At 72.1% G+C, this 24,002-nt stretch carries 26 protein-coding genes; 16 read left to right on the top strand and 10 right to left on the bottom strand.

All coding sequences use genetic code 11. The annotated features are described in order from the left end of the window. Positions 1–69 precede the first annotated feature (69 nt). From ACIBP6_RS44000 to ACIBP6_RS43970, 7 genes are read left to right on the top strand one after another with little or no spacing between them, the layout of a single operon-like run. Positions 70–1,338: an MFS transporter gene (locus ACIBP6_RS44000; protein WP_397060829.1), complete on the top strand. Its 1,269-nt coding sequence runs from the start codon at positions 70–72 to the stop codon at positions 1,336–1,338. Beyond that, entirely contained in the window at positions 1,338–2,585 is a 1,248-nt protein-coding gene (locus ACIBP6_RS43995; protein WP_397060827.1) for an alpha/beta hydrolase family protein, read from the top strand. The genes ACIBP6_RS44000 and ACIBP6_RS43995 overlap by 1 nt, the downstream gene beginning before the upstream one ends. Next, the gene (locus ACIBP6_RS43990; RefSeq protein ID WP_397060825.1) at positions 2,582–3,193 is read left to right on the top strand and encodes a cysteine hydrolase family protein; all 612 of its coding nucleotides are present in this window, start codon (positions 2,582–2,584) and stop codon (positions 3,191–3,193) included. Before ACIBP6_RS43995 ends, ACIBP6_RS43990 begins: the two co-directional genes overlap by 4 nt. Then, positions 3,190–4,152, top strand: a complete 963-nt coding sequence (locus ACIBP6_RS43985) for an amidohydrolase family protein (protein WP_397060823.1) — start codon at positions 3,190–3,192, stop codon at positions 4,150–4,152. The genes ACIBP6_RS43990 and ACIBP6_RS43985 overlap by 4 nt, the downstream gene beginning before the upstream one ends. Beyond that, complete coding sequence (locus tag ACIBP6_RS43980) at positions 4,145–5,629, top strand: aldehyde dehydrogenase (RefSeq protein ID WP_397060821.1); 1,485 nt, start codon at positions 4,145–4,147, stop codon at positions 5,627–5,629. The genes ACIBP6_RS43985 and ACIBP6_RS43980 overlap by 8 nt, the downstream gene beginning before the upstream one ends. Next, a complete protein-coding gene (locus tag ACIBP6_RS43975) occupies positions 5,626–6,972 on the top strand; it encodes a dihydroorotase family protein (protein WP_397060819.1) in 1,347 nt (448 codons plus the stop codon). Before ACIBP6_RS43980 ends, ACIBP6_RS43975 begins: the two co-directional genes overlap by 4 nt. Before the next feature lie 58 nt (positions 6,973–7,030). Next, on the top strand, positions 7,031–7,453 hold the full coding sequence (locus tag ACIBP6_RS43970) for a hypothetical protein (protein WP_397060817.1): 423 nt from the start codon (positions 7,031–7,033) through the stop codon (positions 7,451–7,453). Positions 7,454–7,520: 67 nt separating this feature from the next. Here the strand turns inward: ACIBP6_RS43970 and ACIBP6_RS43965 are convergent, their stop codons facing one another. The 4 genes from ACIBP6_RS43965 to ACIBP6_RS43950 form a co-directional block, all read right to left on the bottom strand. Beyond that, the gene (locus ACIBP6_RS43965) at positions 7,521–7,970 is read right to left on the bottom strand and encodes a hypothetical protein (RefSeq protein WP_397060816.1); all 450 of its coding nucleotides are present in this window, start codon (positions 7,968–7,970) and stop codon (positions 7,521–7,523) included. Positions 7,971–8,031: 61 nt separating this feature from the next. Beyond that, a complete protein-coding gene (locus ACIBP6_RS43960) occupies positions 8,032–8,505 on the bottom strand; it encodes a GNAT family N-acetyltransferase (RefSeq protein WP_397060814.1) in 474 nt (157 codons plus the stop codon). Between the two features lie 92 nt (positions 8,506–8,597). Beyond that, positions 8,598–9,620, bottom strand: a complete 1,023-nt coding sequence (locus tag ACIBP6_RS43955) for a hypothetical protein (protein ID WP_397060812.1) — start codon at positions 9,618–9,620, stop codon at positions 8,598–8,600. A 56-nt stretch (positions 9,621–9,676) separates the two neighbouring features. Continuing rightward, positions 9,677–10,132: a hypothetical protein gene (locus tag ACIBP6_RS43950; RefSeq protein ID WP_397060811.1), complete on the bottom strand. Its 456-nt coding sequence runs from the start codon at positions 10,130–10,132 to the stop codon at positions 9,677–9,679. A gap of 242 nt (positions 10,133–10,374) precedes the next feature. On the opposite strand from ACIBP6_RS43950, the gene ACIBP6_RS43945 reads away from it, so the two are divergent. From ACIBP6_RS43945 to pip, 3 genes are read left to right on the top strand one after another with little or no spacing between them, the layout of a single operon-like run. Beyond that, positions 10,375–11,151, top strand: a complete 777-nt coding sequence (locus tag ACIBP6_RS43945) for a hypothetical protein (RefSeq protein ID WP_397060809.1) — start codon at positions 10,375–10,377, stop codon at positions 11,149–11,151. Between the two features lie 4 nt (positions 11,152–11,155). After that, complete coding sequence (locus ACIBP6_RS43940) at positions 11,156–11,713, top strand: DUF6624 domain-containing protein (RefSeq protein ID WP_397060807.1); 558 nt, start codon at positions 11,156–11,158, stop codon at positions 11,711–11,713. A gap of 43 nt (positions 11,714–11,756) precedes the next feature. Further along, the gene (gene pip, locus ACIBP6_RS43935; RefSeq protein ID WP_397060806.1) at positions 11,757–12,707 is read left to right on the top strand and encodes a prolyl aminopeptidase; all 951 of its coding nucleotides are present in this window, start codon (positions 11,757–11,759) and stop codon (positions 12,705–12,707) included. 227 nt (positions 12,708–12,934) lie between these two features. Here pip and ACIBP6_RS43930 read toward each other — a convergent pair whose 3' ends face one another. Both ACIBP6_RS43930 and ACIBP6_RS43925 read right to left on the bottom strand, forming a co-directional pair. Beyond that, positions 12,935–13,564 (bottom strand): LysE family transporter, encoded by a 630-nt coding sequence (locus ACIBP6_RS43930; RefSeq protein ID WP_397060804.1) that lies wholly within the window; start codon positions 13,562–13,564, stop codon positions 12,935–12,937. A 38-nt stretch (positions 13,565–13,602) separates the two neighbouring features. After that, a complete protein-coding gene (locus tag ACIBP6_RS43925) occupies positions 13,603–14,415 on the bottom strand; it encodes an AraC family transcriptional regulator (protein ID WP_397060802.1) in 813 nt (270 codons plus the stop codon). A 59-nt stretch (positions 14,416–14,474) separates the two neighbouring features. Here ACIBP6_RS43925 and ACIBP6_RS43920 point away from each other — a divergent pair, with 59 nt between their 5' ends. Continuing rightward, on the top strand, positions 14,475–15,059 hold the full coding sequence (locus ACIBP6_RS43920; RefSeq protein ID WP_397060800.1) for a TetR/AcrR family transcriptional regulator: 585 nt from the start codon (positions 14,475–14,477) through the stop codon (positions 15,057–15,059). Between the two features lie 10 nt (positions 15,060–15,069). Then, positions 15,070–15,720 (top strand): haloacid dehalogenase type II, encoded by a 651-nt coding sequence (locus tag ACIBP6_RS43915; protein ID WP_397060798.1) that lies wholly within the window; start codon positions 15,070–15,072, stop codon positions 15,718–15,720. On the opposite strand, the gene ACIBP6_RS43910 is transcribed toward ACIBP6_RS43915, so the two are convergent. Next, entirely contained in the window at positions 15,692–16,495 is an 804-nt protein-coding gene (locus tag ACIBP6_RS43910) for an alpha/beta fold hydrolase (RefSeq protein ID WP_397060796.1), read from the bottom strand. The genes ACIBP6_RS43915 and ACIBP6_RS43910 overlap by 29 nt on opposite strands. A 114-nt stretch (positions 16,496–16,609) precedes the next feature. Between ACIBP6_RS43910 and ACIBP6_RS43905 the strand changes: the two genes are divergently transcribed. Both ACIBP6_RS43905 and ACIBP6_RS43900 read left to right on the top strand, forming a co-directional pair. Continuing rightward, positions 16,610–17,020 carry a YciI family protein gene (locus ACIBP6_RS43905; RefSeq protein WP_397061287.1) on the top strand — a complete coding sequence of 137 codons (411 nt, stop codon included), beginning with the start codon at positions 16,610–16,612 and terminating at the stop codon, positions 17,018–17,020. Next, complete coding sequence (locus tag ACIBP6_RS43900) at positions 17,017–18,255, top strand: RNA polymerase sigma factor (RefSeq protein ID WP_449595890.1); 1,239 nt, start codon at positions 17,017–17,019, stop codon at positions 18,253–18,255. The genes ACIBP6_RS43905 and ACIBP6_RS43900 overlap by 4 nt, the downstream gene beginning before the upstream one ends. A 418-nt stretch (positions 18,256–18,673) precedes the next feature. Here the strand turns inward: ACIBP6_RS43900 and ACIBP6_RS43895 are convergent, their stop codons facing one another. After that, positions 18,674–19,606 (bottom strand): DUF5996 family protein, encoded by a 933-nt coding sequence (locus ACIBP6_RS43895; protein ID WP_397060792.1) that lies wholly within the window; start codon positions 19,604–19,606, stop codon positions 18,674–18,676. 136 nt (positions 19,607–19,742) lie between these two features. On the opposite strand from ACIBP6_RS43895, the gene ACIBP6_RS43890 reads away from it, so the two are divergent. Then, positions 19,743–20,147 (top strand): MerR family transcriptional regulator, encoded by a 405-nt coding sequence (locus ACIBP6_RS43890; protein WP_397060790.1) that lies wholly within the window; start codon positions 19,743–19,745, stop codon positions 20,145–20,147. Here the strand turns inward: ACIBP6_RS43890 and ACIBP6_RS43885 are convergent. Both ACIBP6_RS43885 and ACIBP6_RS43880 read right to left on the bottom strand, forming a co-directional pair. Continuing rightward, entirely contained in the window at positions 20,134–21,321 is a 1,188-nt protein-coding gene (locus ACIBP6_RS43885; RefSeq protein ID WP_397060788.1) for a hypothetical protein, read from the bottom strand. The two genes, ACIBP6_RS43890 and ACIBP6_RS43885, sit on opposite strands and share 14 nt — an antisense overlap. A gap of 113 nt (positions 21,322–21,434) precedes the next feature. Continuing rightward, on the bottom strand, positions 21,435–22,970 hold the full coding sequence (locus ACIBP6_RS43880; RefSeq protein ID WP_397060786.1) for a dolichyl-phosphate-mannose--protein mannosyltransferase: 1,536 nt from the start codon (positions 22,968–22,970) through the stop codon (positions 21,435–21,437). Between the two features lie 177 nt (positions 22,971–23,147). Between ACIBP6_RS43880 and rsmI the strand changes: the two genes are divergently transcribed. Next, entirely contained in the window at positions 23,148–23,996 is an 849-nt protein-coding gene (gene rsmI / locus ACIBP6_RS43875) for a 16S rRNA (cytidine(1402)-2'-O)-methyltransferase (RefSeq protein ID WP_397060784.1), read from the top strand. The last annotated feature ends 6 nt before the right edge of the window (positions 23,997–24,002 follow it).

Below are 24,002 nucleotides of genomic sequence, written 5' to 3'. Positions count from 1 at the left end.
GCATTGTGCATTTTATAGGATGCAACATCAATAGCACGGGGGGGAAGTGTTCAGGAAGGGCGAGGTAACGTGTCCGAAACAACAGCCCGGAAACCACAGGAGGGGCAGAGCGGCGCCGTACGGCTGACCAAGTCGGTCGCCATCGTCAGCTTGATCGTCCTGGCCGGCTCCTACGTCATCAACGCCATGGACCGGCAGGTCTTCTCTGTCCTGGTCCCCCACATCCGCGAGGAATTCGGCTTCTCCCTCGGCCAGGGCGGCCTGCTCGCCACGATCTTCACCCTCGGCATCGGCCTCGCCGGCGTGCCGACCGGCTACTTGCTCGACCGGCTCTCCCGCAAGGCGGTCATGCTGCTCGGGATCGTCATCTACTCGGCGTTCACCGTGCTGACCGCGGTTTCGGTGGGCTTCTTCGACATGTTCGCCTACCGCGCCCTGTCCGGCGTCGGCGAGGCGATGCAGAACGCCGCCCTCTTCTCCGCCGTCGGCGCCTACTTCTTCGCCAACCGCGCGCTCGCCCTCGGCAGCCTCAACTTCGCCTACGGCCTGGGCAGCTTCTTCGGCCCGTTGCTCGGGGCCAACATGACGACCGCCACCGGCGAATGGCGCACGCCGTTCTGGGTCTACGGGGCGATCGGCTTCGGCTTCGCGCTGCTCATCCTGGTGGCCATCAAGAAGACGTTCACCGAGCAGCGCGACGGCGGCCCCGGGGAGGCGACGCCGCGCAGCTACGACCACGTGCCCGCCGCCCTGCTCAACAAGAACATCGTGCTGCTCGCGGTGACGGCCGTCGTCGTCGGTCTGGCGATGTACGGCTACCTCGGCCTCTACCCGACCTACCTGCAGGAGGAGCTCGGCCTGTCGACCGGCGACGCGGGGCTGGCGGTCAGCATGTTCGGCATCGGCGCCCTGGCGGGCCTGCCCGCCGGCTGGCTCGGCGACCGCCTGAACCAGCGCACCGTGATGATCGTCGCGCTGCTGGCCGGCTCCGTGGTCGGCTACCTGCTGTTCAACGGGCCCACCACGGCCGGGTGGCAGATCTTCCTGTCCTTCGCCGAGGGCGCCATCGCCAGCGGCTTCCTGTTCGTCAACATCTACTCCTCCATGCAGCGCGCCGTGCGCCCGATCATGATCGGCCGCGCCTCCGGCCTCTACGTCGCGAGCTTCTACGTCCCGGCGGCCATCGCCGGGTACCTGTTCTCGGCGCTGGTCGAGTCGACCGGCTGGGGCGGCGCCGGGCTCTGGCAGCTCGCCGTGCTCCCGCTCGCCGGCGTCGTCGCGCTGCTCTTCGTCGACGTCTCCCAGTTCAGCAACGCCCGCAGGGTGGAGGTTCACTGATGGTCAAGAAGTCCGGGCCGAAACGCTGGCACGAGCAGCGCTGGCTGATCGACTCGATCCTGCGCACCGACGGCCTCGAGTGGGACCAGCCGCGGGTGGCGTACACGCTGCGGCCGATGGGGGTGGACGCGACCGCCGACTTCCAGGTCGCGCAGTCGCGCATCCACAAGTTCGCCGACATGACGCCGGTCTTCACCGAGCTGGCCGAACGGCGCCACCGCCTCGCGGAGGAGGCAGAACGCGACGGTCGCGACGTCACCGCCCGCGAGCACTACTTCCACGCCGCCCTGCTGTACGCCACCGCCGAATGGCCCATCTGGGAGGACACCCCGGCACTCGTCGAGCTGGACGACCGCAAGAACGCCTGCTACGCCGCCTACGGCCGGCTCGCCGACCACCGGGTGGAGCGGGTCGAGATCCCGTTCGGCGAGTCGTCCATCCCGGCCTGGTTCCACCTGCCGCCCGGATACGTCGGGGGTCCGCTGCCCACCGTCATCTCCTGCGGCGGCATGGACGCGGCCAAGGAGCTGAACGTCAACCTCTACGGCGACAAGTTCCTCCAGCGCGGCTTCGCCGTCCTCGCCTTCGACGGCCCTGGGCAGGGTGAGGCGCCGATCCGCGGGGTGAAGTTCACGCCGACCGCGTGGATCGAGGCCGGCGAGAAGATCATGGCGTGGTGCCGCGACCGGGCCGAGGTGGACGACGACCGGATCGTCGGCTTCGGGTTGTCGTTCGGGTCGTACTGGATGTCGCAGATCGCCGCCACCCAGCCCGGGCTGCGCGGCGCGGCGGTCGGCCTGGTGTGCCACGAGCCCGGCTGCCACATGATCTTCGAGATGGGCTCCCCCAGCTTCAAGGCCCGCTACATGTGGATGTCGGGGCTGGAGCACGACGAGGAGGCGTTCGACCGGATGGCGCAGGAGATCGACCTGCGCCCGCTGATGCCGAACATGAGCGTGCCGTGGCTGGTCGTCGCCGGCGACGAGGACGAGCTGTCGCCCATGGAACACAGCTACGACCTGGCCCGCCGCTCACCCGCGCCCGCGCCGATGCTGGTCTACCAGCAGGGCCGGCACGCCCTCTCGCTGCCCACCCCGTCGGTGGCGCTCGGGCCGAACTGGGTGACGTACGCGGCGGACTGGCTGCTCGACCGGACCAAGGGCCTGCCCGCCGCGGACCACGTCGACTACGTGCTGCCCACCGGCCGGATCGAGCGCCGCCCGCACCCGAAGGAGAGCGCCCGATGAGCCTGCCCGTACTCGACCGCGGCAGCACCGCCGTCGTCACCATCGACCTGCACCGCGGCCACCTCGACCCCGAGGTGGCCACCATGCCGCTGCCCGCGGCGACGGCCGAGCGGGTCACGAAGGCCAACGCGCGGCTGCTGGCCGAGGTCAGGAGCAGGGGAGTGCCGGTCGTGCACGTCGTCACCTCCTACCGGTCGGTGGCGGAGATCGCCACGAACCCGTGGTGGGCGGCCGTGGCCGGCACCGACGCGACGCGGGCGAACGTCCTGCGCCACCAGGTGCCCGCCCTGGGACTGATGCCGGAGGTGTACGACCCCGCGTACGACCTGGTCGTCGACACCAAGAAACGCTACGACTGCTTCGCGGCCACCGACCTCGACCACGCGCTGCGCGCACTGGGCGCGAAAGCGCTGCTGCTCACCGGGGTCAACACCAACAGCTGCGTGCTGGCCACCACCGTCGCGGCCAACTCCCGCGACTACGCGCCGGTGGTGGTCGAGGAGTGCGTCGACACGATGGACCCGGCTCTGCACGACGCCGCGCTGCGGGTGATCCGCCAGGCGTTCGGCTGGGTCGCCACGACCGAGGAGGTACTCGCCGCCCTATGAGAACGATCGACGTCCACGCGCACGTCTTCCCGCCCGCCCTCGTCGCTGCCGCCAGGGCGGGCGACGCTCCCGACGGAATCCGCACCGAACGGGTGGACGGCGCCGAGTGGGTCGTCCACCGGCAGGGCTACCGCTATCCGCTGTCCGCGTCGTTCCACGACGTCGAGGCGCGCCTGGCGGACATGGACGCCCTGGGCATCGACCTCGCCGTGCTGTCGCCCGCGCCGCCGCTGTTCCTCTACTGGAGCGACGAAGGGGTGGACGCGGCGCGCGCGGTCAACGACGCCGTGGCCGGCATGGTCGCGCAGGCGCCCGAGCGGTTCGCCGGTCTGGCCACGCTGCCGATGAGCGACCCCGGCGCCGCCGTGGCCGAGCTGCGCCGCTGCGCCACCCTGGGCCTGCGCGGCGCGCAGATCGGCCCGCACGTCGAGGGCACGCCGCTCGACGACGCCGCGCTGCGGCCGGTGCTCGCCGCCGCCCAGGAGCTGCGGCTGCCGCTCACCATCCACCCCTACTACGTCGGCTCCACGCCGGGGCTGGACGACTACTACCTGACGAACCTGCAGGGCAACCCGTGGCAGACGGCGCTGTGCGCGTCCCGGCTGATCTTCTCCGGCACGCTCGACGCGCTGCCCGAGCTCGACCTGGTGCTGGTGCACGGCGGCGGGCATCTGCCGTACCAGATCGGGCGGCTCGACCACGGGCGGCGGGTCAGGCCCGAGACCCAGGGGTGCCGTGAACAGCCCAGCGCCTACCTGCGGCGCTTCCACTACGACACGCTGACCCACAGCAGCGCGGCGACCGGCTGGCTGATCGACCTGGTGGGCGCGGACCGCGTCATGTACGGCACCGACATGCCGTTCGACATGGGCGGCGGCCCCCTGGAGGTGGCACACCCCGACATCGCCCACCGCAACGCCGAACGGCTCTACGCGCTGAAGGAGGAGCCCGATGAGTGACCTGGTGCCGCTGCGCATCGGCGGCGAGGACCGCCAGGCGGCCGACGGCGGCACGTTCGAGGTGCGCAACCCCGCCACCGGCGACCTGCTGTACGAGGTCGCGCACGCCACGCCCGCCGACGTGGACGCCGCGGTGAGCGCGGCGAGGCAGGCGTTCGACGACGGGCGCTGGCGCGGTATGCCGGTCCGGCACCGTGCCCGCGTGCTGAACCGGGCGGCGGAGCTGCTGGCCGAGCGCGTCGCCGACTACGCCCGGCTGGAGACGCTGCAGGTCGGCCGCCCTGTCCGGGAGATGCGGGCGCAGCTGGCCCGGCTGCCGGAGTGGCTGGAGTACTTCGGCGCGGTCGCGCAGACCGTCGAGGGCAGCGTGCCCGACTTCGGCCCCGGTTACCTGAACGTGGTGCGCCGCCACCCGCTCGGCGTGGCCGGCCTGATCACCCCGTGGAACCACCCGCTGCTCATCACCATGAAGAAGCTCTCGGCCGCGCTTGCCGCGGGCAACTCACTGGTGATCAAGCCGAGCGAGCTCGGGCCCGTCGTGCCGCGTGAGCTCGCGGTGCTGCTGGAGGAGGCGGGCGTGCCCGCCGGAGTCGTCAACGTGGTGACAGGCCTCGGCGCCACCACCGGCCGTGCGCTGTCGGAGCACCGCGGCCTGCACAAGCTCGACATCACCGGCGGCACGGAGACCGGCCGGGTGATCGCCGCGAACGCCGGCCGGGCGCTGATCCCGGTCACCGCCGAGCTGGGCGGCAAGGCGCCGGTCGTCGTCTTCCCCGACGCCGACCCGGAGCAGGCGGTGGCCGGCGCGCTGTTCGCGTCGTTCATCGCCACCGGGCAGACGTGCGTGCAGGGTGCCCGGCTGCTGGTGCACCGCGACCGCTACGACGAGATCATCGCCGCGCTCGCCGAGCGGACCGGGTCGCTGCGCCTCGGCGACCCGCTCGACCCCGCCACGCAGATCGGGCCGCTCGTCTCGCGGGCGCAGCGGGCCAAGGTCGCTGAGGCGGTCGACCAGGCGCGCGCCCAGGGCGCGACGGTCCTGTGCGGCGGGCGCGCGCCCGACGGTCCCGGCTGGTTCTACGAGCCGACCGTGCTCGCGGACGTCACTCCCGACTGTGACATCTGGTACGACGAGGTCTTCGGCCCGGTCGTCGTGGCCACGCCGTTCGACGACGAGGACGACGCGGTGGCCAAGGCGAACGACTCGCCGTTCGGGCTGGCCGCCTCGGTGTGGACCCGCGACGTGGCCCGCGCGCTGCGGGTCACCGAACGGCTGGACATCGGCATCGTGTGGATCAACGACCACCACCGCATCGACCCGGCCTCGCCGTGGGGCGGCACCAAGGACAGCGGCATCGGCTCGGAGAACGGCCTGGACGCCTACCGCTCGTACACCCGCACCCAGAGCATGATCGTCAACACTGCGGACCAGTCCTTCGACTGGTTCGCCGGCACAGAGGAACTCAGGTACTCATGATCGACCTGCTCATCGAGGGCGGCACCGTGGTGACCCCCGAAGGACGGCGGCGGGCGAACGTCGCCGTCCAGGACGGCGTGATCGCCCACGTCGGCCCCGGCCGTCCGGCCGCCGCGGAGGTCGTGGACGCCTCCGGCCTGCTGGTGCTGCCCGGCGGCGTGGACACCCACGTCCACCTGATGGACCCCGGCAGCACCGAGCGCGAGGACTTCCCGACCGGCACCGCCGCCGCCGCGGCCTCGGGCGTCACCACGGTCGTCGAGCACGCCCACGGCCGACCGGTGCGTACGGCGGCCGACCTGGAGGAGAAGCGGCGCTACCTCGAGGGCCGGTCGTCGGTCGACTACGGGCTGGCCGCGCACGCCTGGCCGGGCGAGACCGGCGAGCTGCCCGGCCTGTGGGCGGCGGGCGTGACGTTCTTCAAGCTGTTCACCTGCACCACGCACGGCGTGCCCGGCCACGACGCGGCGGCGCTGAAGGAGCATTTGTCGGCCTCCGCGCGCGTCGGCGGGGTGAGCCTGATGCACTGCGAGGACGAGTCGCTGACCGAGCACGCCGAACGGCTGCTGCGCGAGGAGGGCCGCGACGACGGCGGCATCCTCATCGACTGGCGCAGCCGCGACGCCGAGCTGGTCGCCGCCGCGGTCGCCGCGCTGCTGGTCCGCCGCGCCGGTGCGCGGGCCGTCGTCGCGCACGTCAGCCACCCCGATGTCGCCTCGTACGTGGCCGCCGAACGGGCGCGCGGCGCGCAGCTGTCCGCCGAGTCCTGCCCGCAGTACTTCCTGCTGCGCGAGGACGAGGCCCTCAGCGAGGGCGCGCTGCGCAAGTTCACCCCGCCGGCGCGGGCCAGGACGGCGCAGGACGAGGCGCACATGTGGCGGCTGCTGCGCGAGGGCACGCTGACCCACATGTCGACCGACCACGCCCCCTCCACCCTGGAGCAGAAGCGGGCCGGTGACATCTGGAACGTGCACTTCGGCCTGCCGGGCCTGGACAGCACCATGGCGCTGCTGCTGGACGCCGCCGCCCGCGGGCACCTGGCGTACGAGGACGTGGCAGCCGTCTACGCCGAGCGGCCCGCCAGGATCTACGGGCTGTGGCCGCGCAAGGGCCGGCTGGCGGCGGGCGCGGACGCCGACCTCGTCCTGGTGGACCCGCAGGCCCGCCGGACGCTGCGGAACGAGGACGTGATCTCCAAGGCGGGCTGGACGCCGTACCACGGGCGCGAGGTCACCGGGCGGGTCGTCCGCACCTACCTGCGTGGTGCCCTCGTCGCGGAGAACGGCCGCCCCCTCGACCTGCGCTCCGGCCGCTTCCTGCCGGGCGCCGGAGCCGTTTCCTGATCATCTACCGATACGAAGCCGTGTTCGTCCCGGGATGGCGGGGCGTCACCATGCGGGAATGGGTGATTCCACGCAGGGCGGCCGGCGGCTCTTCGCGGCGGGCCTGGCGGGGCTGGCTCTGGCGACCCTCCTGGTGGTCGCGGCGTTCGTGACGGCGCGGCTGTATCCCGAGGACCGGTACTGCGGCCACTACACCGGATGCCTGGGCCAGTTGGCGGCGGCGATGCAGCTGGTCTGGGATGCCGGGCGCTGGGTCGCGGTCGTCCTCGCCTGGCCGCTGCTGCGTTGCGTGGGGGTGCGCCCGGCTTGGCCGGTCGCCCTGCTGGCCGTGCCTGTGCTGATCGTGACGTGGTGCGTCGCGCTGGAGTCGCCGTTCGTCACCCGGCTCGCACTGCTGCTGTGCAGCGGTGTGATCGCGTACCCGGTGGCCGCGTGGCTGGCGACCCGCTTCCGGCCGCCCAGACGGCGCCCGCCGCCGTAGCCCACCAAGGGCGGCCCGTACCGCCGGTGAGCACGGCGAGCGGCGGCGGCTTCTGGGCCGGCCGTGGTCAGGCTGGGCCGGTGGGCGGGGCGGCCAGAGGGGTGGTGCCGACCGCGGCGATGAGCTCCACGGGGAACTCGCGGTCGGCCTGGCCGATCGCCAGGGCCAGCCACCTGTCCGTGCCCGGTCGCTGCCACACCAGCATCGAGCCGGCCACCATGGACAGCGCCGACATCGGCTCCGGCCCCTCGCCCTCCAGGTACGGCCCCAGATCGACGGGCCGGGGGTCGCCCCATCGGGCCGAGAGGGCGGCGGCCAGGCCGCGGAGGGAGGTCTCGATCTCCTCGTAGGCCTCCTCGACGACGTCCAGGTCGGCGTCCCAGAAGTCCCGGCTGGCCTCCAGGACGCGCAGGTGGTGGCCCGGCCCGCTGGAGAGGTCGTCCTCGAGACGGCTCTCCTCCGGGAACGGCAGCGCCACCAGGTCGTCGACGGCGGCGAGATGATCGTGCGTGGTCACAGGCCAGGAGGCTACCGTGCGCCCGGCACTCCCATATAGCGACTTTTCCCGTTACAACCGGTCAGGTCGTGCGTTCCCAGCGCACCTCACCGTCCTGCCACCGGTCCGTGGGACGCAGGCCGGCCGCCGCGGCGACGCCCGCCGAGGCGGCGTGGGAGGGGTGGATGTGGGCGACGACCGTGCCGATCCCCTCGTCCAGGAGCCGTTCGACCAGGGCCTTGGCGGCGGCGGTGGCCAGCCCGCGCCCCTGCCACGGCGTCCCGACGACCCAGGCCACCTCGGCGGTACGCCCCTCGATCGTGGCCTGCACGTATCCGGCCAGCCGGTGCTCCGCGCGCACCCGGATCACCCAGTTGCGCCAGCCGGGCGGCCCGGCGGCCAGTCGCTCGTAGCGGACCCGCAGCTCCGGCGCGGTGAGCGGAGCCCCGCCCGTGAACGTGTGCAGGGCGGGGTCCGACAGCACCTCGGCCATCTCGTCGGCGTGCTCAGGACGCAGGGGAACGAGGGTGAGCAGCGGCGTCTCGATGATGTCCACCCGGCCACGATAGGCCTGCACGGAAGGGGCGGGTGCTTTGTCGGCGGTTCGCCGGAGAGTAGCCGAGGTCTGCGGCGGTGACCTGCGGCGCTTCACCCGAGAGCAGCCGCCGCCCCCAGCGCGACAGGCCACACGATCAACAGATAGGACTCCCCGGGCCGGTTGGACAGGCGCTCTCCCCGCTGGGCACGCCCGTGGACGCGCAGGCCGTAGCGGCCGGCGCCCTGATAGGTCAGGTCGGCCGGGCGATCGTCGTCGGGCCACAGGCCGGGGAGCCGCATGACGCCTGTCGTCGTGACGAACTCGATCTCCGCCGTCTCCTCCCAGCCCATGACCGCGAGACGCGGCGCGGCCGGCTCCCAGCGCAGGTGGACGCCCACCCGGCCGCGCTCCTTCAGCGTGCGGACCACCACCGAGTCGGGCGCGGCGGCCACCAGCCCGGACGGCAGGTCAGGCGCCGGCGCGGTGTCCTGGTACGGGTTGACGATGCGTAAGCGATGCCCCACCGTCTGGGCCACCCCGCGCACCGGCACGGGCGGCAGCAGGGGTCGTTCCTGCCGGGCCGGTCGGCCGGGCTCGTGGAGGACCGCGTGCCGCTGCGCCCACTCGCGGATCTCGCGCGACCGGTCAGGCAGCCCCAGCTCCTCCGCGACCCCCACCCCGAGCCGGGCCCGGGCCTCGGGCCCCACGTCGATCGGCCAGACCGTCAGCAGATAGAACTCGAACGGCACGTCAGCCGTGCCGTCGTAGTCGATGCCGCGCCCCCTGGCGTGCACGCGCAGGCCGTAGCGGCCGGGCCCGTGGGCGGTGAGGACTGGCAACTCCTCCGGCGCGTCGCCCATCAGGCCGGCCAGCCGCATCTCGCCCGTGAAGCTGACGAGCTCGACCTGCTCCGTCTCCTCCCAGCCGTCGGCGGCCGGTCCTGGCGGCGCGTCGGTCAGCCGGACGGTCACATCGACCACGCCGGTGTGGATGCCGGTGAAGATGCGGCCGGCACCGGGAGCCGACGTGACCAGGCCGTTCAGCGCGCGGCCGGGAGCGTGTGCGTCACCCTGCTCCTGCACCACCATCTGGTGATAAGCGACGTGGACGTCGGCCCGGCCGGACGTGCGCATGCGAGGACCCCTTCGGCGAGAACGGCTGCGCCCAGCTTGCCAAGCGGGTACGACAATCAGTCGCGGGTGTAGGTGAGCCCGAAGTCCACGCGCCAGGTCTCGCCGTCCTCCGACATCTCCCAGCGCGCGTCGATCGCGTCGCCCCCGGGGCTGAACGTGCCGTGGAAGCGCTGGTTGAAGCCGGGAGCGTGGCGCCAGATGCGCCACACCCCGTCGGCCAGCGTCATCTGGTACACCCGGTGGACGCCGCGCGCGTCGGCGTACATCATCGTGAACTGCTCCGAGGCGTCGTCGAGGCCGATCAGGGAGGTGACCGGGAAGGGCGCGTTCTCGCGCCAGCCCGGCGGCGCCGACGGCGGGATCTCGGCGTCGGAGCGCTGGTGCAGGAACAGGCCGTCGTCCTGCCAGGAGAACTCCGTCCAGCTCGTGCCGACGCCGTCCACCTTGAGCCGCACCGTCCAGCGGCCGAGGAGGGTGTCGAGCCGGGCCATTGCGGGGTGCCGGTCTGCCATGGTCATTTCCCCTTAGTCGCGTTCCCAGCGGAAGTGCACGAGGGTAGGCGTCACCCCGTGATCAATCGAATTCTCGATCTTACGGAGCCGGGCCGCGGCGGGGGAGAGGATACGTTCATCCTCTTTGTGGCAGCGACCCGTACCCTTGGTGGTGGTTCACATCTTTATAGTTGGATCCAGCAGTCTTTGTCGCTAGTCAAGCGGATTGCCGTAGCGCCTGCCAGGCCCTATTGTCGCGATCCGTGAAACTTATCCTGATTGCGGCTTTAGCCGGCGTTCTCGCCGCGCCTTTAGGCGGCACCGCTTCCGCAGAAATTACGACATACCCCGTCAAAGAGCAGAAGCTCACCGCCAGCCCGCTCTACAAGACCGGCCCGCTGCCGTCCACCACGTGCGCGGAGAAGCCGGTCAAGCGCAACGACCGCAAGAAGGCCCGCGCCTACTTCGACGCGGTCATCGACTGCCTGGAGACGACCTGGGAGCAGCACCTCACCACCGCCGGCCTGCCGTACGAGAAGGTGAAGGTACGGCACATGACCCGGATTCCGAAGAAGTACTGCGGCATGGACATCGGAAAGGAGGATTCGCAGGCCTGGTATTGCTCCGACAACGGCACCATCGCCGTCCAGATGGGGCGCGAGTGGCTCAGCGAACCCGATGACCTGTGGCTTTTCGACATGGCCTCCTACGTGTACGCCTATCACGTGCAGGAACTCGTCGAAATCGGCCCCGCCTTCGAGAAATTGCCCTACGGCAAGAAGGCCGAGCTGCAGGAGCAGATCCGCCGCAGCACCCTGCAGGCCAACTGCCTGGCTGCCGCCTTCCTCAAGAGTGTGTGGCCGCTGGAGGGCAGGACCGCGAAGGACTGGAACCACCTCGTGGACCTCCTCGACAGCGTGGGCGAGAAGGAGTCGTACGGTAAGCCGGCCACCATCCGTCACTGGGTGAAGCGCGGATTCTCCACGGCCGATCCCGGGTCGTGCAACACCTGGAGCGTCCCGCACACCAAGGTGGCGTGACGTCATGCGGGCGCTGCTCGCCGGCCTGCTGGCCGCGTTGACGCTGGTCGCCGCCTGTGGCGACGACTCCCCGCACAACCCGGAGCTGCGGGCCGAACTGCTGCGGATGCTCAAGGCGGACCAGGAGATCCGCACACTGGAGGCGTCCCAGGAGGACTGGGATCGCGTGGAGAAGACCAACACCGAGCGCATGCGTCAGATCCTCGACGAGCACGGCTGGCCGGGGTACGCCATGGTCGGCAAGGACGGGGCGCAGGCCGCCTGGGCGCTCGTCCAGCACGCCGACCGCGACCTCGACCTGCAGCGGCGCGGCCTGGAGCTGATGCGGCAGGCGGTGGAGAAGGGCGACGCCGACCGGTCGGAGCTGGCGTACCTGGTCGACCGGGTGCGGGTGGCGGAGCGAAAGCCGCAGGTGTACGGCACGCAGTGGGAGACCACGCCTGAGGGAGAGTGGCGCCCGCGCACGCAGATCGAGAACGAGGCGCAGGTGGACCAGCGGCGCGCGGACATGGGCCTCGACCCGCTGGCCGACTACCTGGAGGAGCTCAAGTCGCTGGAGTGACAGCGCTATATTCAAGCGCTGTTACATTTGAGAGGAGCCTCCTTTGCGTCCCCCTGTCGAACCTCATGACCACGGCATGCTCGACGTCGGCGACGGCAACCTCGTCTACTGGGAGGTCTGCGGCAACCCCGACGGCAAGCCCGTGGCGATCGTCCACGGAGGCCCCGGGTCAGGCTGCTCGATCAACGCGCGCCGCACGTTCGACCCGGAACGTTTCCGCACCGTCCTGTTCGACCAGCGCAACTGCGGGCGCAGCCGCCCGCACGCCGCCGACCCGGCGACCGACCTCAGCGCCAACACCACCCACCACCTGGTCGCCGACATGGAGCTGCTGCGTGAGCACCTCGGCATCGACAAGTGGCTGCTGTACGGCGGGTCGTGGGGCTCGACGCTGATCCTGGCCTACGCCGAGACCCATCCGGAACGGGTGTCGGAGATCATCATCCCGGCGGTCACGATGACCCGCCGCTCCGAGATCGACTGGCTCTATCGCGGCGTCGGGCGGTTCTTCCCCGAGGCGTGGGACCGCTTCCGCCGCGGCGTGCCCGAGGCCGACCGCGACGGCGACCTGCTGAAGGCGTACGCGCGGCTGCTGTCCGACCCCGATCCGAAGGTGCGCGAGAAAGCCGCCGTCGACTGGGTGACCTGGGAGGACGCGGTCATCTCCCTGGAGGTCAACGGCAAGCCGAACGCCTACAGCGACCGGCCCGCCGACGGCGTCATGGCGCTGACCCGGATCTGCTCCCACTACTTCTCCAACGCCGCCTGGCTGGAGGAGGGCGTGCTGCTGCGCGACGCCGGCAGGCTGGCGGGCATCCCGGGCGTGCTGATCCACGGCCGTCAGGACATGGGCGGCCCGGTCCGGACCGCCTGGGAGCTGGCCCAGGCGTGGCCGGACGCCGAGCTGGTCGTCGTGGAGGACTCGGGACACACCGGCAGCGAGGCGTTCAGGAAGGCGATCTTCTCGGCCATCGACCGCTTCGCGGACCGCTGAGGGACGAACCCGCGGCTCGTCGGGGGTTTGGACGGTGCCCCTGGCGACCATCGCCTCGCCGTCGGTCGATTCCGGTACGGGAGAGCCGCGGGTTCGCGTGGCCGGCGGGCGGACAGGGTGCGCCGAGGCGCCCGGGACGCCATCACCATGCCTTGTCCGCTCGCTGACCTGCGCCTACCGTAGCCGTGGCGGCCGAGCGGCCACCACCCATTTACCGTCGGGGACGGTCAGGAACCGCCGGGCAGGAGGCGGGCGGCCAGCAGCGCGGCGAAGACGAGCAACGCGAGCCCGCAGGCCGCCTCCAGCACCCGTACGCCCGGCGGCGGCAACGCCCGGCGCAGCAGCGCGATGAGCCCGGCCGCGACGAAACACCAGGCCAGCGACGACGTCATGAACCCGGCGAAGAAGACGGCCAGGCTCGCCGGCCCCGCGTCCTCCCCGAGCACGGCGCTGACCGCCCCGGCCGCGCCCGACCAGTAGACGACGTTCCAGGGGTTGCCCAGCGACATGGCGGCCCCGACGGCGAGGGCGCCCCCGTTCGCGGGTGCGTCCGTGCTCGCGGGGGCGGTCCTGGGGGAGACAGCGTCACGGAGGGCGGTCAGGCCGAGCCAGGCGAGCAGGAGGCAGCCGCCGGCCGTCAGGGGCACGCGGAGGACCGGGACGGTGAACAACGCCCCGACGCCCGCCAGCCCGAGCAGCGCCCACACGGCGTCGCCCGCCAGCGACCCCACCTGCACCGCGAACGCCGGGCCGAACCCGCCCCGTACGCCCCTGCGCAACGACTCGCTGAACACCGCGCCCGGCGCCGCGTTGAACAGCAGCCCGATCCAGAGGGCCAGCACGAAGATCTCCGACATGGCGTCCACTGTGGTGTCCGGGCCCCCGCGTGGTCTTGTCAGATGTTGACGTCGGCGGCGGAGCGGTAGCGGCCCGGCGTGACGGCGTACGCGGCGGTGAAGTGCCGGTGGAAGTGGGCCTGGTCGGCGAACCCCAGGTCGTGCGCCACGTCCGCCACCCGCGCCCCCGCGCGCAGCCGCCGGCGGCCCTCGGCCAGACGGGCCTGCAGATGCCACGCGTACGGCGGGCAGCCGGTGGCCCTGGTGAAGGAGCGTACGAGGTGCTCGCGGGACATCCCGGCGGCGTCGGCGAGCTCGGCCAGCCGCGGCGCCCTGGACAGGTCGGCGCGCAGCCGCTCCAGCACGCCCGCGATCCTGGCGTCCCCCGGCGCCGGGCCGCGCGATGCCCGCCGGGCGGGGGAGGCGAGGTCGAGCAGCCGCAGCAGCATCACCGTCAGCCGCTCCCCGGCCAGCGCCACCTCGCCGAGCGCGACCTCGCCCGGGTCCCCGGCGAGATCGCGGGCGGCGCGCAGCAGTGCGGCACGGAGGCGGGCGTCGCGGACCACCGGACGGTCGAAGACGGGCGGCGCGCCCCCGGTGAGCGACCCGAGCACCGCGGGTGGGACGTACCAGCTGACGCAGGTGTACGCGGTCCCCGCCGGGGTGCTCGTGGTGCAGGACTGGACTTGTCCGGGGTGGTAGACGGTCACCTCGTCCAGGTCGACGTCGAACGACGCCCGATCCAGCCGCACTCGCTCGCGCCCGCGGAGGTTGACGCTGATGACGTACTCGTCGTGGCTGTGCCGGGGGAACCCGCCGGAGGCCGGGGTGACGACGGCGAGCTGGGTGCCGTCGACGTCGTGGGCCCGCATGCCGACCACCCTAGAGCCTGCTATCTTGGAATAGGCATTCCAAGATTGCGAGGGCAGCGTTGCCGGACGTCAAGCACTTCGATCCCGACGCGGTGCTGGAGCAGGTCGAGCGCCTGTTCTGGCGGTGCGGCGCGGCCACCACCGGCATCGCCGAGGTCGTCGCCGCCACCGGGTTGAGCCGTTCCAGCCTGTACGCCACCTACGGCGGTAAGCAGGACCTCTATGTCAAAGCCCTGCGCCGCTACGTCGAGCGGCGTTCCGAGCCGATGTTCCGCACCCTGACGGACGACGGTCGCGGCCTGCCCGCCGTCGCCGCGTTCTTCGACGCCCTGATCGAGGCCAGGTGCACCGGGGACTACGCCCGCTGGGGCTGCATGGCCGCCAACGCCCACGCCGAGCCCGCCGACCCGCAGGTGCGCGACCTGCTCGACCGCCACCACGGCATGCTCCGCGCCGCCCTGCGCGCCGCCCTGGAGACGGCCGGCGACCACCTCCGCCCCGGCCTCGACCTCGACGCCACCGCCGAGTCGCTCACCCTGCTCGCCTACGGCGTGAACGTCCGCTCCCGCGCCGGCGCCGAGGCCGCCGCCCTGCGCCGCGGCGTCACGGCCGCACTCGACGCCCTTCGCTGCACCGCACCCTGAGGAGACGACCATGGACACCAGACCGCACGTCGTGATCTTCGACGTGAACGAGACGCTCACCGACATGGAGCCGCTGCGCGCCGCGTTCGAGCAGGCCGGCCTGCCCGCCGGCCGGCTGGACACCTGGTTCGCCGGCGTGCTGCGCGACGGCATCGCCCTGACCGCGGCAGGCGGCTACGCCGACTTCGCCCGGGTCGCGAACGACGTCCTCAAAGGCATGGGCCTGCAGGAGAAGGAGGCCGAGCACATCCTCGGCGCGTTCACGGAGCTGCGGGTGCACCCCGACATCCCCGACGGCATGCGCATGTTGCGCGCCGCCGGGATCCGCCTGTTCACCATGACGAACGGCGCCGCCGCCATGACCCAGGGCATCCTGCGCCGCGAGGGCCTGCTCGACCTGGTCGAGGCCACGCTCGACGTGAGCGGCCCGCGCGTGTGGAAGCCCGCCAGGGCGGCCTACGAGTACGCCGTCGCGCGGGCCGGCGTGCGCCCGGAGCAGGCGGCCCTGGTCGCCGTGCACCCGTGGGACATCGACGGCGCCCAGCGCGCGGGCCTGATCGGGGCGTACCTGGACCGGCGCGGCACGGCGTACCCCGAGGTGATGAGCACTCCGCACGTCACGGCGCCCGACCTCAGGGAACTCGCGCGCCGCTGGAGCTGACGCCGGCCAGGAACTCCAGCACCAGCGGGCTCGCCACCTCGCGGAACTCCTCGAAGTACGCGTGCCTGGCCCCGTCGATCATCCGCAGCGAGGCGCCGGGGATGCGCTCGGCCAGCAGCGGGGCGTTCGCCGCGGGGTTGAAGACGTCGTCGGTGCCGTGGACGACCAGCGTGGGCGCGGTGACGGCGGGCAGCGCGGCCCAGCTGTCGTGGCCCGCGCTCGCGGCCAGGTGACGGCGGCGGGCGTAGGCGGGCATCCGCGGGTCGCCCACCGTGTGGTAGGGCCCCGGATGCGCGGCCAGCCACGCCGGGGTGTACATCAGCTCCAGCAGCGCCCGCGTCGCCGCCGCCCGGTCCGGCTGAGCCAGCGACCGGCGCACCTCGTCGCTCCGCTCGAACCCGTGGGCGCCGCCCGGCGAGCTGCACCCGAGCACCAGCGCGCCGACCCGGCCGGCCTGGTCGGCCGCCAGCCACTGGGCCACCCGCCCGCCCATCGACGTGCCGTACACGTGGGCCCGCCGCACCCCCAGCTCGTCCAGCACCGCCACCACGTCGTCGGCGAACCCGCGCGTCGTGTACGGCTCGTCCGGCTTGTCGCTGTCGCCCGTGCCGCGATAATCGAAGGTGATGGTCCGGTACGCCCCCTCGAAGTCCGCGCGTACCGGGTCCCACCAGTGGTGGTCGTTGGCCTGCCCCTGCAGCAGCACGAGCGGCGGCCCGTCGCCGCGGACCTGGTAGGACAGCTTCACTCCGTCGGAGGCGGTCGCGTATGGCACGTCTTCGATGGTGCCCCATCGCGCGGAGTGTGTGAGACGGTGTCCGGTAGGCGGCCCCGGCTCCGACGTCCCCGGCGAAGACACACCCGAGGAAAGGTCGACACCGTGAAGTACATGATCCTCTCGTACGGCTCCCAGCACGACTACGACGCCCTGTCCGGCAAGGACGCCGACGGCCAGGACGGTTGGGCGTCCGAGGACGTGGCGGCCATGCACCAGTTCATGGTGCGGTTCAACCAGGAGCTGGAGGAGTCGGGCGAGCTGGTCGAGACACGTGGGCTGGCCGCGCCCGTGCACACCAGGAGGGTCGGCGCCCGCGACGGGCAGCCGTTCGTCACCGACGGACCGTACGCCGAGACGCAGGAGGTCCTGGCCGGCTACTGGATCGTCGAGTGCGAGAGCTTCGACCGCGCCACCGAGATCGCCGGCCGCCTCGGCGAGTGCCCGCACCCGCCCGGCGTCTACGGCGACGCCTACGCCGACATCAGGCCCGTCGTCGAGTCCAGCCAGGACCTTGGGTTCTGAGCGCCGTGCCCCCGTCCGTGCCGGAGGACCTGCTGCGCGAGCTGGCGCCGCAGGCCCTCGGCGCGGTCGTGCGCCGCTACGGACACTTCGCCCTCGCCGAGGACGCCGTCCAGGAGGCGCTGCTCGCCGCTGCCACCCAGTGGCCGAAGCAGGGCGTGCCGGCCGAACCGCGCGCCTGGCTGATCACCGTCGCCGCGCGGCGGCTGACCGACCTGCTCCGCAGTGAGCAGGCGCGCCGCCGCCGCGAAGAGGTCGTCGCCGGCTGGACGCCGGACCCGTGGGCGCCCGCGGCCGACCGCCCGCCCGCCGACTCCGACGACACGCTCATCCTGCTGTTCCTGTGCTGCCACCCGTCGCTGTCGCCGGCCTCGCAGATCGCGCTCACGCTGCGCGCGGTCGGCGGCCTGACCACGGCGGAGGTCGCCCGCGCGTTCCTGGTGCCCGAGGCCACCATGACGCGCCGCATCACCCGGGCCAAGCAGCGCGTCAAGGACAGCGGGGTGCCGTTCCGGCTGCCCCACGGCCCGGAGCGCGAGCGGCGGCTGGGCGCCGTGCTGCACGTGCTCTACCTGATCTTCAACGAGGGGTACGCCAGCACGTCCGGGCCGAGCCTGCACCGCGCGGAGCTGACGGCCGAGGCGATCCGGCTGACGCGTATCGTGCACCGGCTGCTGCCCGACGACCCCGAGGTGGCGGGCCTGCTGGCCCTCATGCTGCTCACCGACGCCCGCCGCCCGGCGCGCACGGGGCCCGACGGCGCGCTCGTCCCCATGGCCGAGCAGGACAGGAGCCGGTGGAACGCCGCCTTCGTCGCCGAGGGCGTCAACCTCGTCACCGCCGCGCTGTCGCGGGGCCGGCCGGGCCCGTACCAGCTGCAGGCGGCCATCGCGGCGCTGCACGACGAGGCTCCGACCGCCGAGGAGACCGACTGGCCGCAGATCACGGCGCTGTACGAGCGGCTGATGGACATGTCCGACAACCCGGTGGTCGCGCTGAACCACGCCGTCGCCGTCGCCATGTCCCGCGGCCCGGCGGCCGGGCTCGCCCGGCTGGAACGCCTCCGGCACGACACCCGCATCGCCGACGACCACCGCCTGCACGCCGTACGCGCCCACCTGCTGGAGAGGTCCGGCGACCACGCGGCCGCCCGGGAGGCGTACGAGGAGGCGGCCCGCCGCGCCATGACCCTGCCCCAGCAGCGCTACCTCCGCGCCAGGGCAAGTCAACGGCCGTGAGGCGTCGACGGCCGCCACCCGTGAGGTCCTGGCCGGCCTGTTCGAGCCCGAACGCGACGCCCTCCGGCTTGGCCCCGACCGCCTCGCCGAGGCCTTCCAGTTCCTCACCATGGCCGCCGGCCGAGGCCCCACCCCTCTCACCCCCGCCGAACTGGTCGACCTCTTCCTGCACGGCGCATCAGCCCGCACCGCCCGGCGACACGCGGAAAATAATCCGGGCGGGCGGGGAATGACTCCCGGGCGGGTGTGGTTACATACATCGTGGCCGGTGTGTCCAGTGTCCCCGGGCCTCACCTATTGCCTTCGCGGAATACCGTTCGGCTGGAGCCGCGTTGTGCCTTTCGCCGAGAGGCGACCTGCACACCGGTACGCACGTGTGGAACGCCCGCCCTCCCACCAGAGGGCGGGCGTTCTGCGTTCACACCTTCCCGTAGTACGGGTCCGTGATTCCTCCGGGCGAGGCCAGCACCTCGGTGTCGAGCCCGGTGAGCCGGGCCCCCGCCTGGTAGGCGCTGTCCAGGAACTCCAGCACCGCCCCCACGGGGTCGTCCATGGCCCGGACGTCGTCGTAACGCAGGACGGCCAGGTGGCTGCCCCTGGCCGGGATCCACTCGGCCTCGGCCGGCCGCAGCGGCTCGCGTTCCAGGCCCTCCGGCTCCGGCGCGGTGTAGGAGTAGAACGCCGGCCACGGCCGTTCCCTGTCGCCGAACCAGAAGCCCGAGCTGATCACCTCCCAGCTGTACGCCTCCCGGGTGACCGGGTCGGTGTCCGGTGAGACCTTCGCCACCCGCCCGGTGAACCGCGTGACGGCGATGTCGAAGGTGTGCCAGTAGTGGTGCACCGGGCTGGTCTTGCCGGCGAAGTCGGCGGCGAACCGGTCGAGCAGCTGCACCACCTGCGACAGGACCCGCCAGTACCGGTTGATCAGCATCGGGTCGTAGCGCGCGTGCAGGGTGTCCTCGGGGAACGGCGTGTCGTCGTCCAGGTCGAACGGCACGGCCCAGATCTCCGGCCGGATCCCCAGACCGGCCAGCGTCTCGAACAGCCGGTCGTGGAACGACGCGACCGACCGGCCGATCAGGCTGAACTCCGCGCTGCGCCCGTCGAGCACGTCGACCACCAGGCGGTGGCGGATGAGGTCGAAGTCGATGCAGAACAGCGGTTGCTCGTCCAGCCCGCCCATCGGACGGGTGGTGAGCCCCCGTCCCGTCGGGTGGAACGGGACCTGCCACCAGTGGTTACGCCGGTTGCTGGACGAGAGACGGATCTTCCCCACGATCTGCGCGAATCTGTGGAAGGTCTCCTTCGCCTCCGTCCACTCCGCGAGCGGCATGGCCGGGAACAGCTCCATGATCGGCCCCCTCCGACGTAGAGCAATTTCACCGCAATCGTAACTACCCGCAGTATTCACTTAGATCCCCGGGGTCGCGGGCCCCAGATGCGGCTACACTCCTTGACTTGAAGTGCGGTTCAAGTCAAGGAGCCCAGTGGACGACACGTTGATCGACATCGGCGAGGTGGCCAGGCGCAGCGGCCTGGCCGCGTCCGCGCTGCGGTTCTACGAGCGCAAGGGCCTCATCCAGGCCGAGGGCCGCAACGGGCTGCGCCGCGCCTACCGCCCCCAGACGCTGGAGCGCCTGGACCTGATCTGCTGCGCCCGCGACGCCGGCTTCACCCTCTCCGAGATCGCCGAGCTCCTGCGCGCGCGGCCGTCCGACACCGAGCTGCGCGCCCGCCTGGCCGGCAAGGAGCGCGAGGTGGCCGAGCGGGTCGACCAGCTCACCCGCCTGCGCGACAGCCTGCGCCACGCCGCCGTCTGCGAGCACGACCCGCTGGTCGAGTGCCCGGAGTTCAAACACGCCGTACGCCGCGTGCCCGTCACGCGGAGCTGACGTACTTGCGCGGGCGCAGGGCGTGGGCGCGCAGCGCCGCCAGGGCCGCGAGCTGCCCCGGCCGGTCCATCCGCACCGCCAGCTCGTCGCCGAACGCCAGCCCCAGCGCCGTGAGCTGGGTGACCAGGTCGTCCACCGGCCGGGCCACGTCGTCGAGACCGGTCGCCGGATGCCAGCCCTCACCGCCCACCACCTCGGCCACCCGCTCGCGCAGCCGGGCGGGCGACATGAGCGTGCCGTCGGCCAGCAACATCAGCGCGGCCTCCCTGGCCGCCACCTCGAACTCGTGCTCACCCCTGGCCAGCAGCAGCCGGGTGACCGCCGACCACATGGCCTCCTTCGAGCGCAGCAGCCGCATGCCGTAGTCGGTGATGGCCAGCCGGGCGCCGTCGCGGCGGATCGCGCCCAGCTCGCGTTCGGCCAGGTCACGCAGCCGCAGCGCCTCCGGTGAGAGCGCGAGACGCAGCGGCAGCGTCTCGCCCGAGGCGGCCACGGACAGCAGCCGGTGCAGCGTGGGCAGCGGCTGCGCCGGCACGGGCGCGTGCAGCCGCACCTCGAACGGCTGCGCCAGCTCCCGCCGCGCCGGGCCGCGCCCCAGCACCCAGCGGTTGAGCCGCTCGCCGTGCACCCGGTTGAGCCAGCTGTCGCCGCCCAGCTCGGCGCGCGGCTCGGTGAGCCAGCGGCGGGTCAGCGTGGCGCGTTCGATCGTCTCGCCGGCCACGATGGCCAGCTCGAGCGCGGCGGAGCAGGCCAGGTGGGCGCCCAGCTCCTCCGGGCCCATGATCATGCTCCACTGCAGCTCCGGCACGTCGGGCGGGAGCACGCCGGTGGCCTCCAGCGCCTGCTGGTAGGCGCTGGTGCCGGCCTCCTCGCCCTCCTGCTGGTAGGTGCGCAGGATCTGCATGGTGGTCGGGGAGTCGCACAGGGCGGCGTACCGCTCCATGCCACCGAGCTGGAGCAGCCGGCCGAGGGAGCGTGCCAGCCGCTCGTGGTTGAGCGGACCCACCTTGATCGGCAGGGTGTACCAGAGGAACTCGCAGACGTCGAGCTGGGTCACCGTCTCCAGCGGTTCCCCGCCCGTCAGCCATTCCACGGCGGTCCTGGCCTCTTCGGCCATGTCCGGTTGAGAGCGCTCCAACTCGGCGAGCAGGGCGGTGACATCCGGTGCACTCATGCCTCGAAGTTTGCCGTATCGACCCCGGGCCTGACGATGACCGAATCTAGTGCGAATCGGGTCTTGCACAGCTATTACTCCGAGAAGCGGTTAATGATCGGACTGCGGGACGGTCAGATCCATTGTTTCTCGAAGAGCATGCGGGCCTTCCACTCGGTGTAGGGGAGGAGTTCGCCCGACAGGATCGGGTGCAGCCACCAGAAGTTGATCAGCGCGAGCAGCGCGAAGGCGCCGACGGCGGCGGCCCCGATCGTCCGCCGCACCGGCACCGTACCGGCCGCCGTGCCGACCGACGGCCCGATCAGCAACCCGGCGCACAACGTGATCGCCAGCACCATGAACGGCACCATCGGGATCGCGTAGAACAGGAACATCGTGCGGTTGTCGGCGATGGCGAAGTAGAACCACGGCAGCCACCCCATCGCGTACGCCAGCAGCACGGCCCCGGCCCGCCAGTCGCGCGAGGAGAAGTACCACACGATCAGCGCCACCAGCGCGGCCACCGCGCCGAACCAGATCACCGGCGTGCCCACCCCGAGCACCGCCTCGGAGCAGTCCTTGACGCCGCAGGCGTTCTGCCTGCCCTCGTAGTAGAAGGCCACCGGGCGCAGCAGCAGCGGCCACTGCCACGGCTCGGACATGTACGGGTGGGAGGTCACCAGGTCGCTGTGGAAGGTGAAGACCTGCCACTGGTAGTGGATCCACGACCGCATCGAGTCGAACAGGAAGAACAGCGGGTTGTCGGCGGAGGTGGCGCGATCCCAGTTGCGCCCGTAGCCGGTGGCGTTGGCGAACCAGCCTGCCCAGGTGGCCATGTACGCCACGAACGGCACCACCGCGAACGCCACCAGCCCCTGCGGCACGTCCTTGTTGAACGCCCCGACGTACGGCTGGCGCAGCCCCACGGCACGACGGGCGCCGAAGTCCCACATCAGCGACATGATCGCGAACGCGACCGCGAACGCCAGCCCCGACCACTTGACCGACATCGCGAACGCCAGGCACACCCCGGCCCCGATCCGCCACCACCGGACGCCCAGCCCCGGGCCCTGTGGTGAGGCGGGCGAGCTCTCGTACCACGCGGCCAGCTTCTCGCGCGCCCGGTCGCGGTCGGCCACCAGGCAGGCGAACGCGGCCAGCACCCAGAACATCAGGAAGATGTCGAGCAGCGCCGTGCGGGAGAGCACGTAGTGGAGGCCGTCGAGGGCCAGCAGCAGCCCGGCGAAGCAGCCGAGCAGCGTCGAGCGGGTCATCCGGCGGGCGACCCTGGCCAGGATGAGGATCGACAGCGTGCCGATCACCGCCGCGGCGACGCGCCAGCCGAACGGGTTGAGCCCGAACAACCACTCGCCCGCGCCGATCATCCACTTGCCGAGCGGCGGGTGCACGACGTAGGAGGCGCACTTGTCGAGGGCGTCGGGCGCGCACGACTGCCAGATGTCGGTCTTGCCGGCGATGATCGCCTTGTCGGCGTCCTTGACCGTGACCCGCTCGACCCCCCAGTTGATCAGGGAGTAGGCGTCCTTCATGTAGTACGTCTCGTCGAAGACCACGGCCTTGGGATGGCCGAGCTGGACGAACCGCAGAATCCCGCCGAACAACGTCACGAGCAGCGGCCCCACCCATCCCCACATCACGCTGCCGCGCATGGGGGGCACCATCCGATCGCGTACGGACCGGGCCTGAGGACGGCCCTCGCCGTCGCCCGGGCTCTCGTATGCCTGGTACGAAGAGTCGGTCACCGCCACTTGGCCATCGTACGGGCCCCAGAGTGGTGGTTACCCAAGAAACACGGTCCAATCGGGATGCCCTGCCACAATGGTCGGGTGACTGGGAACGGCAGGTTGGTGCTGGCAGGAGCCCCCATAGGCCAGGCGGGCGACGTCTCGCCGCGACTACGGGAGGTGCTGGCGGGCGCCGACGTCGTGGCCGCCGAGGACACCCGCCGGCTGCGCAGGCTCGCCGCCGACCTGGGCGTCGAGATCACCGGCCGGGTGGTCTCGTACTACGACCAGAACGAAGCCGCCCGCGCCCAGGAGCTCGTCGAGACCCTCAAGGAGGGCCGCACGGTCGTGGTGATCACCGACGCGGGCATGCCGGGCGTCTCCGACCCCGGCTACCGCCTGACGCACCTCGCGATCGAGGCCGGCGTCACGGTCACCGCGCTGCCGGGGCCGAGCGCCGTCACGACGGCGCTGGCCGTGTCGGGGCTGGCCAGCGACCGGTTCTGCTTCGAGGGCTTCCCGCCGCGCAAGACGGGCGACCGGGCCCGCCGCCTGGCCGGTCTCGCGCGGGAGGAGCGGACGATGGTCTTCTTCGAGGCGCCGCACCGGCTGGCCGACTCGCTGGCGGCGATGGCCGAGGCGTTCGGCCCCGACCGGCCGGCCGCGGTGTGCCGCGAGCTGACCAAGACGTACGAGGAGGTCCGCCGGGGCGGGCTCGGCGAGCTGGCCGAATGGGCGGCCGGGGGCGTCAAGGGCGAGATCACGATCGTGGTGGCCGGCTACGTGGCGGGCGCCGCCGAGCACGACCCCGCCGCGCTGGTCGCGGAGGTCGACCGCAGGGTGGCCGAGGGCGAGCAGCGCAAGCTCGCCATCGCCGACGTGGCCAAGGACGCCGGCATCCCCAAACGGGAGCTGTACGACCTGGTTCACAGGAGATCCACCACGCCATAGGGTGCG

Origin of the sequence: Nonomuraea terrae (assembly GCF_044465245.1) — a bacterium.
Lineage (GTDB): Bacteria > Actinomycetota > Actinomycetes > Streptosporangiales > Streptosporangiaceae > Nonomuraea > Nonomuraea terrae.
Note: the sequence above shows the minus strand (reverse complement) of the source record. Positions and strands in the feature narration are given on the sequence as shown.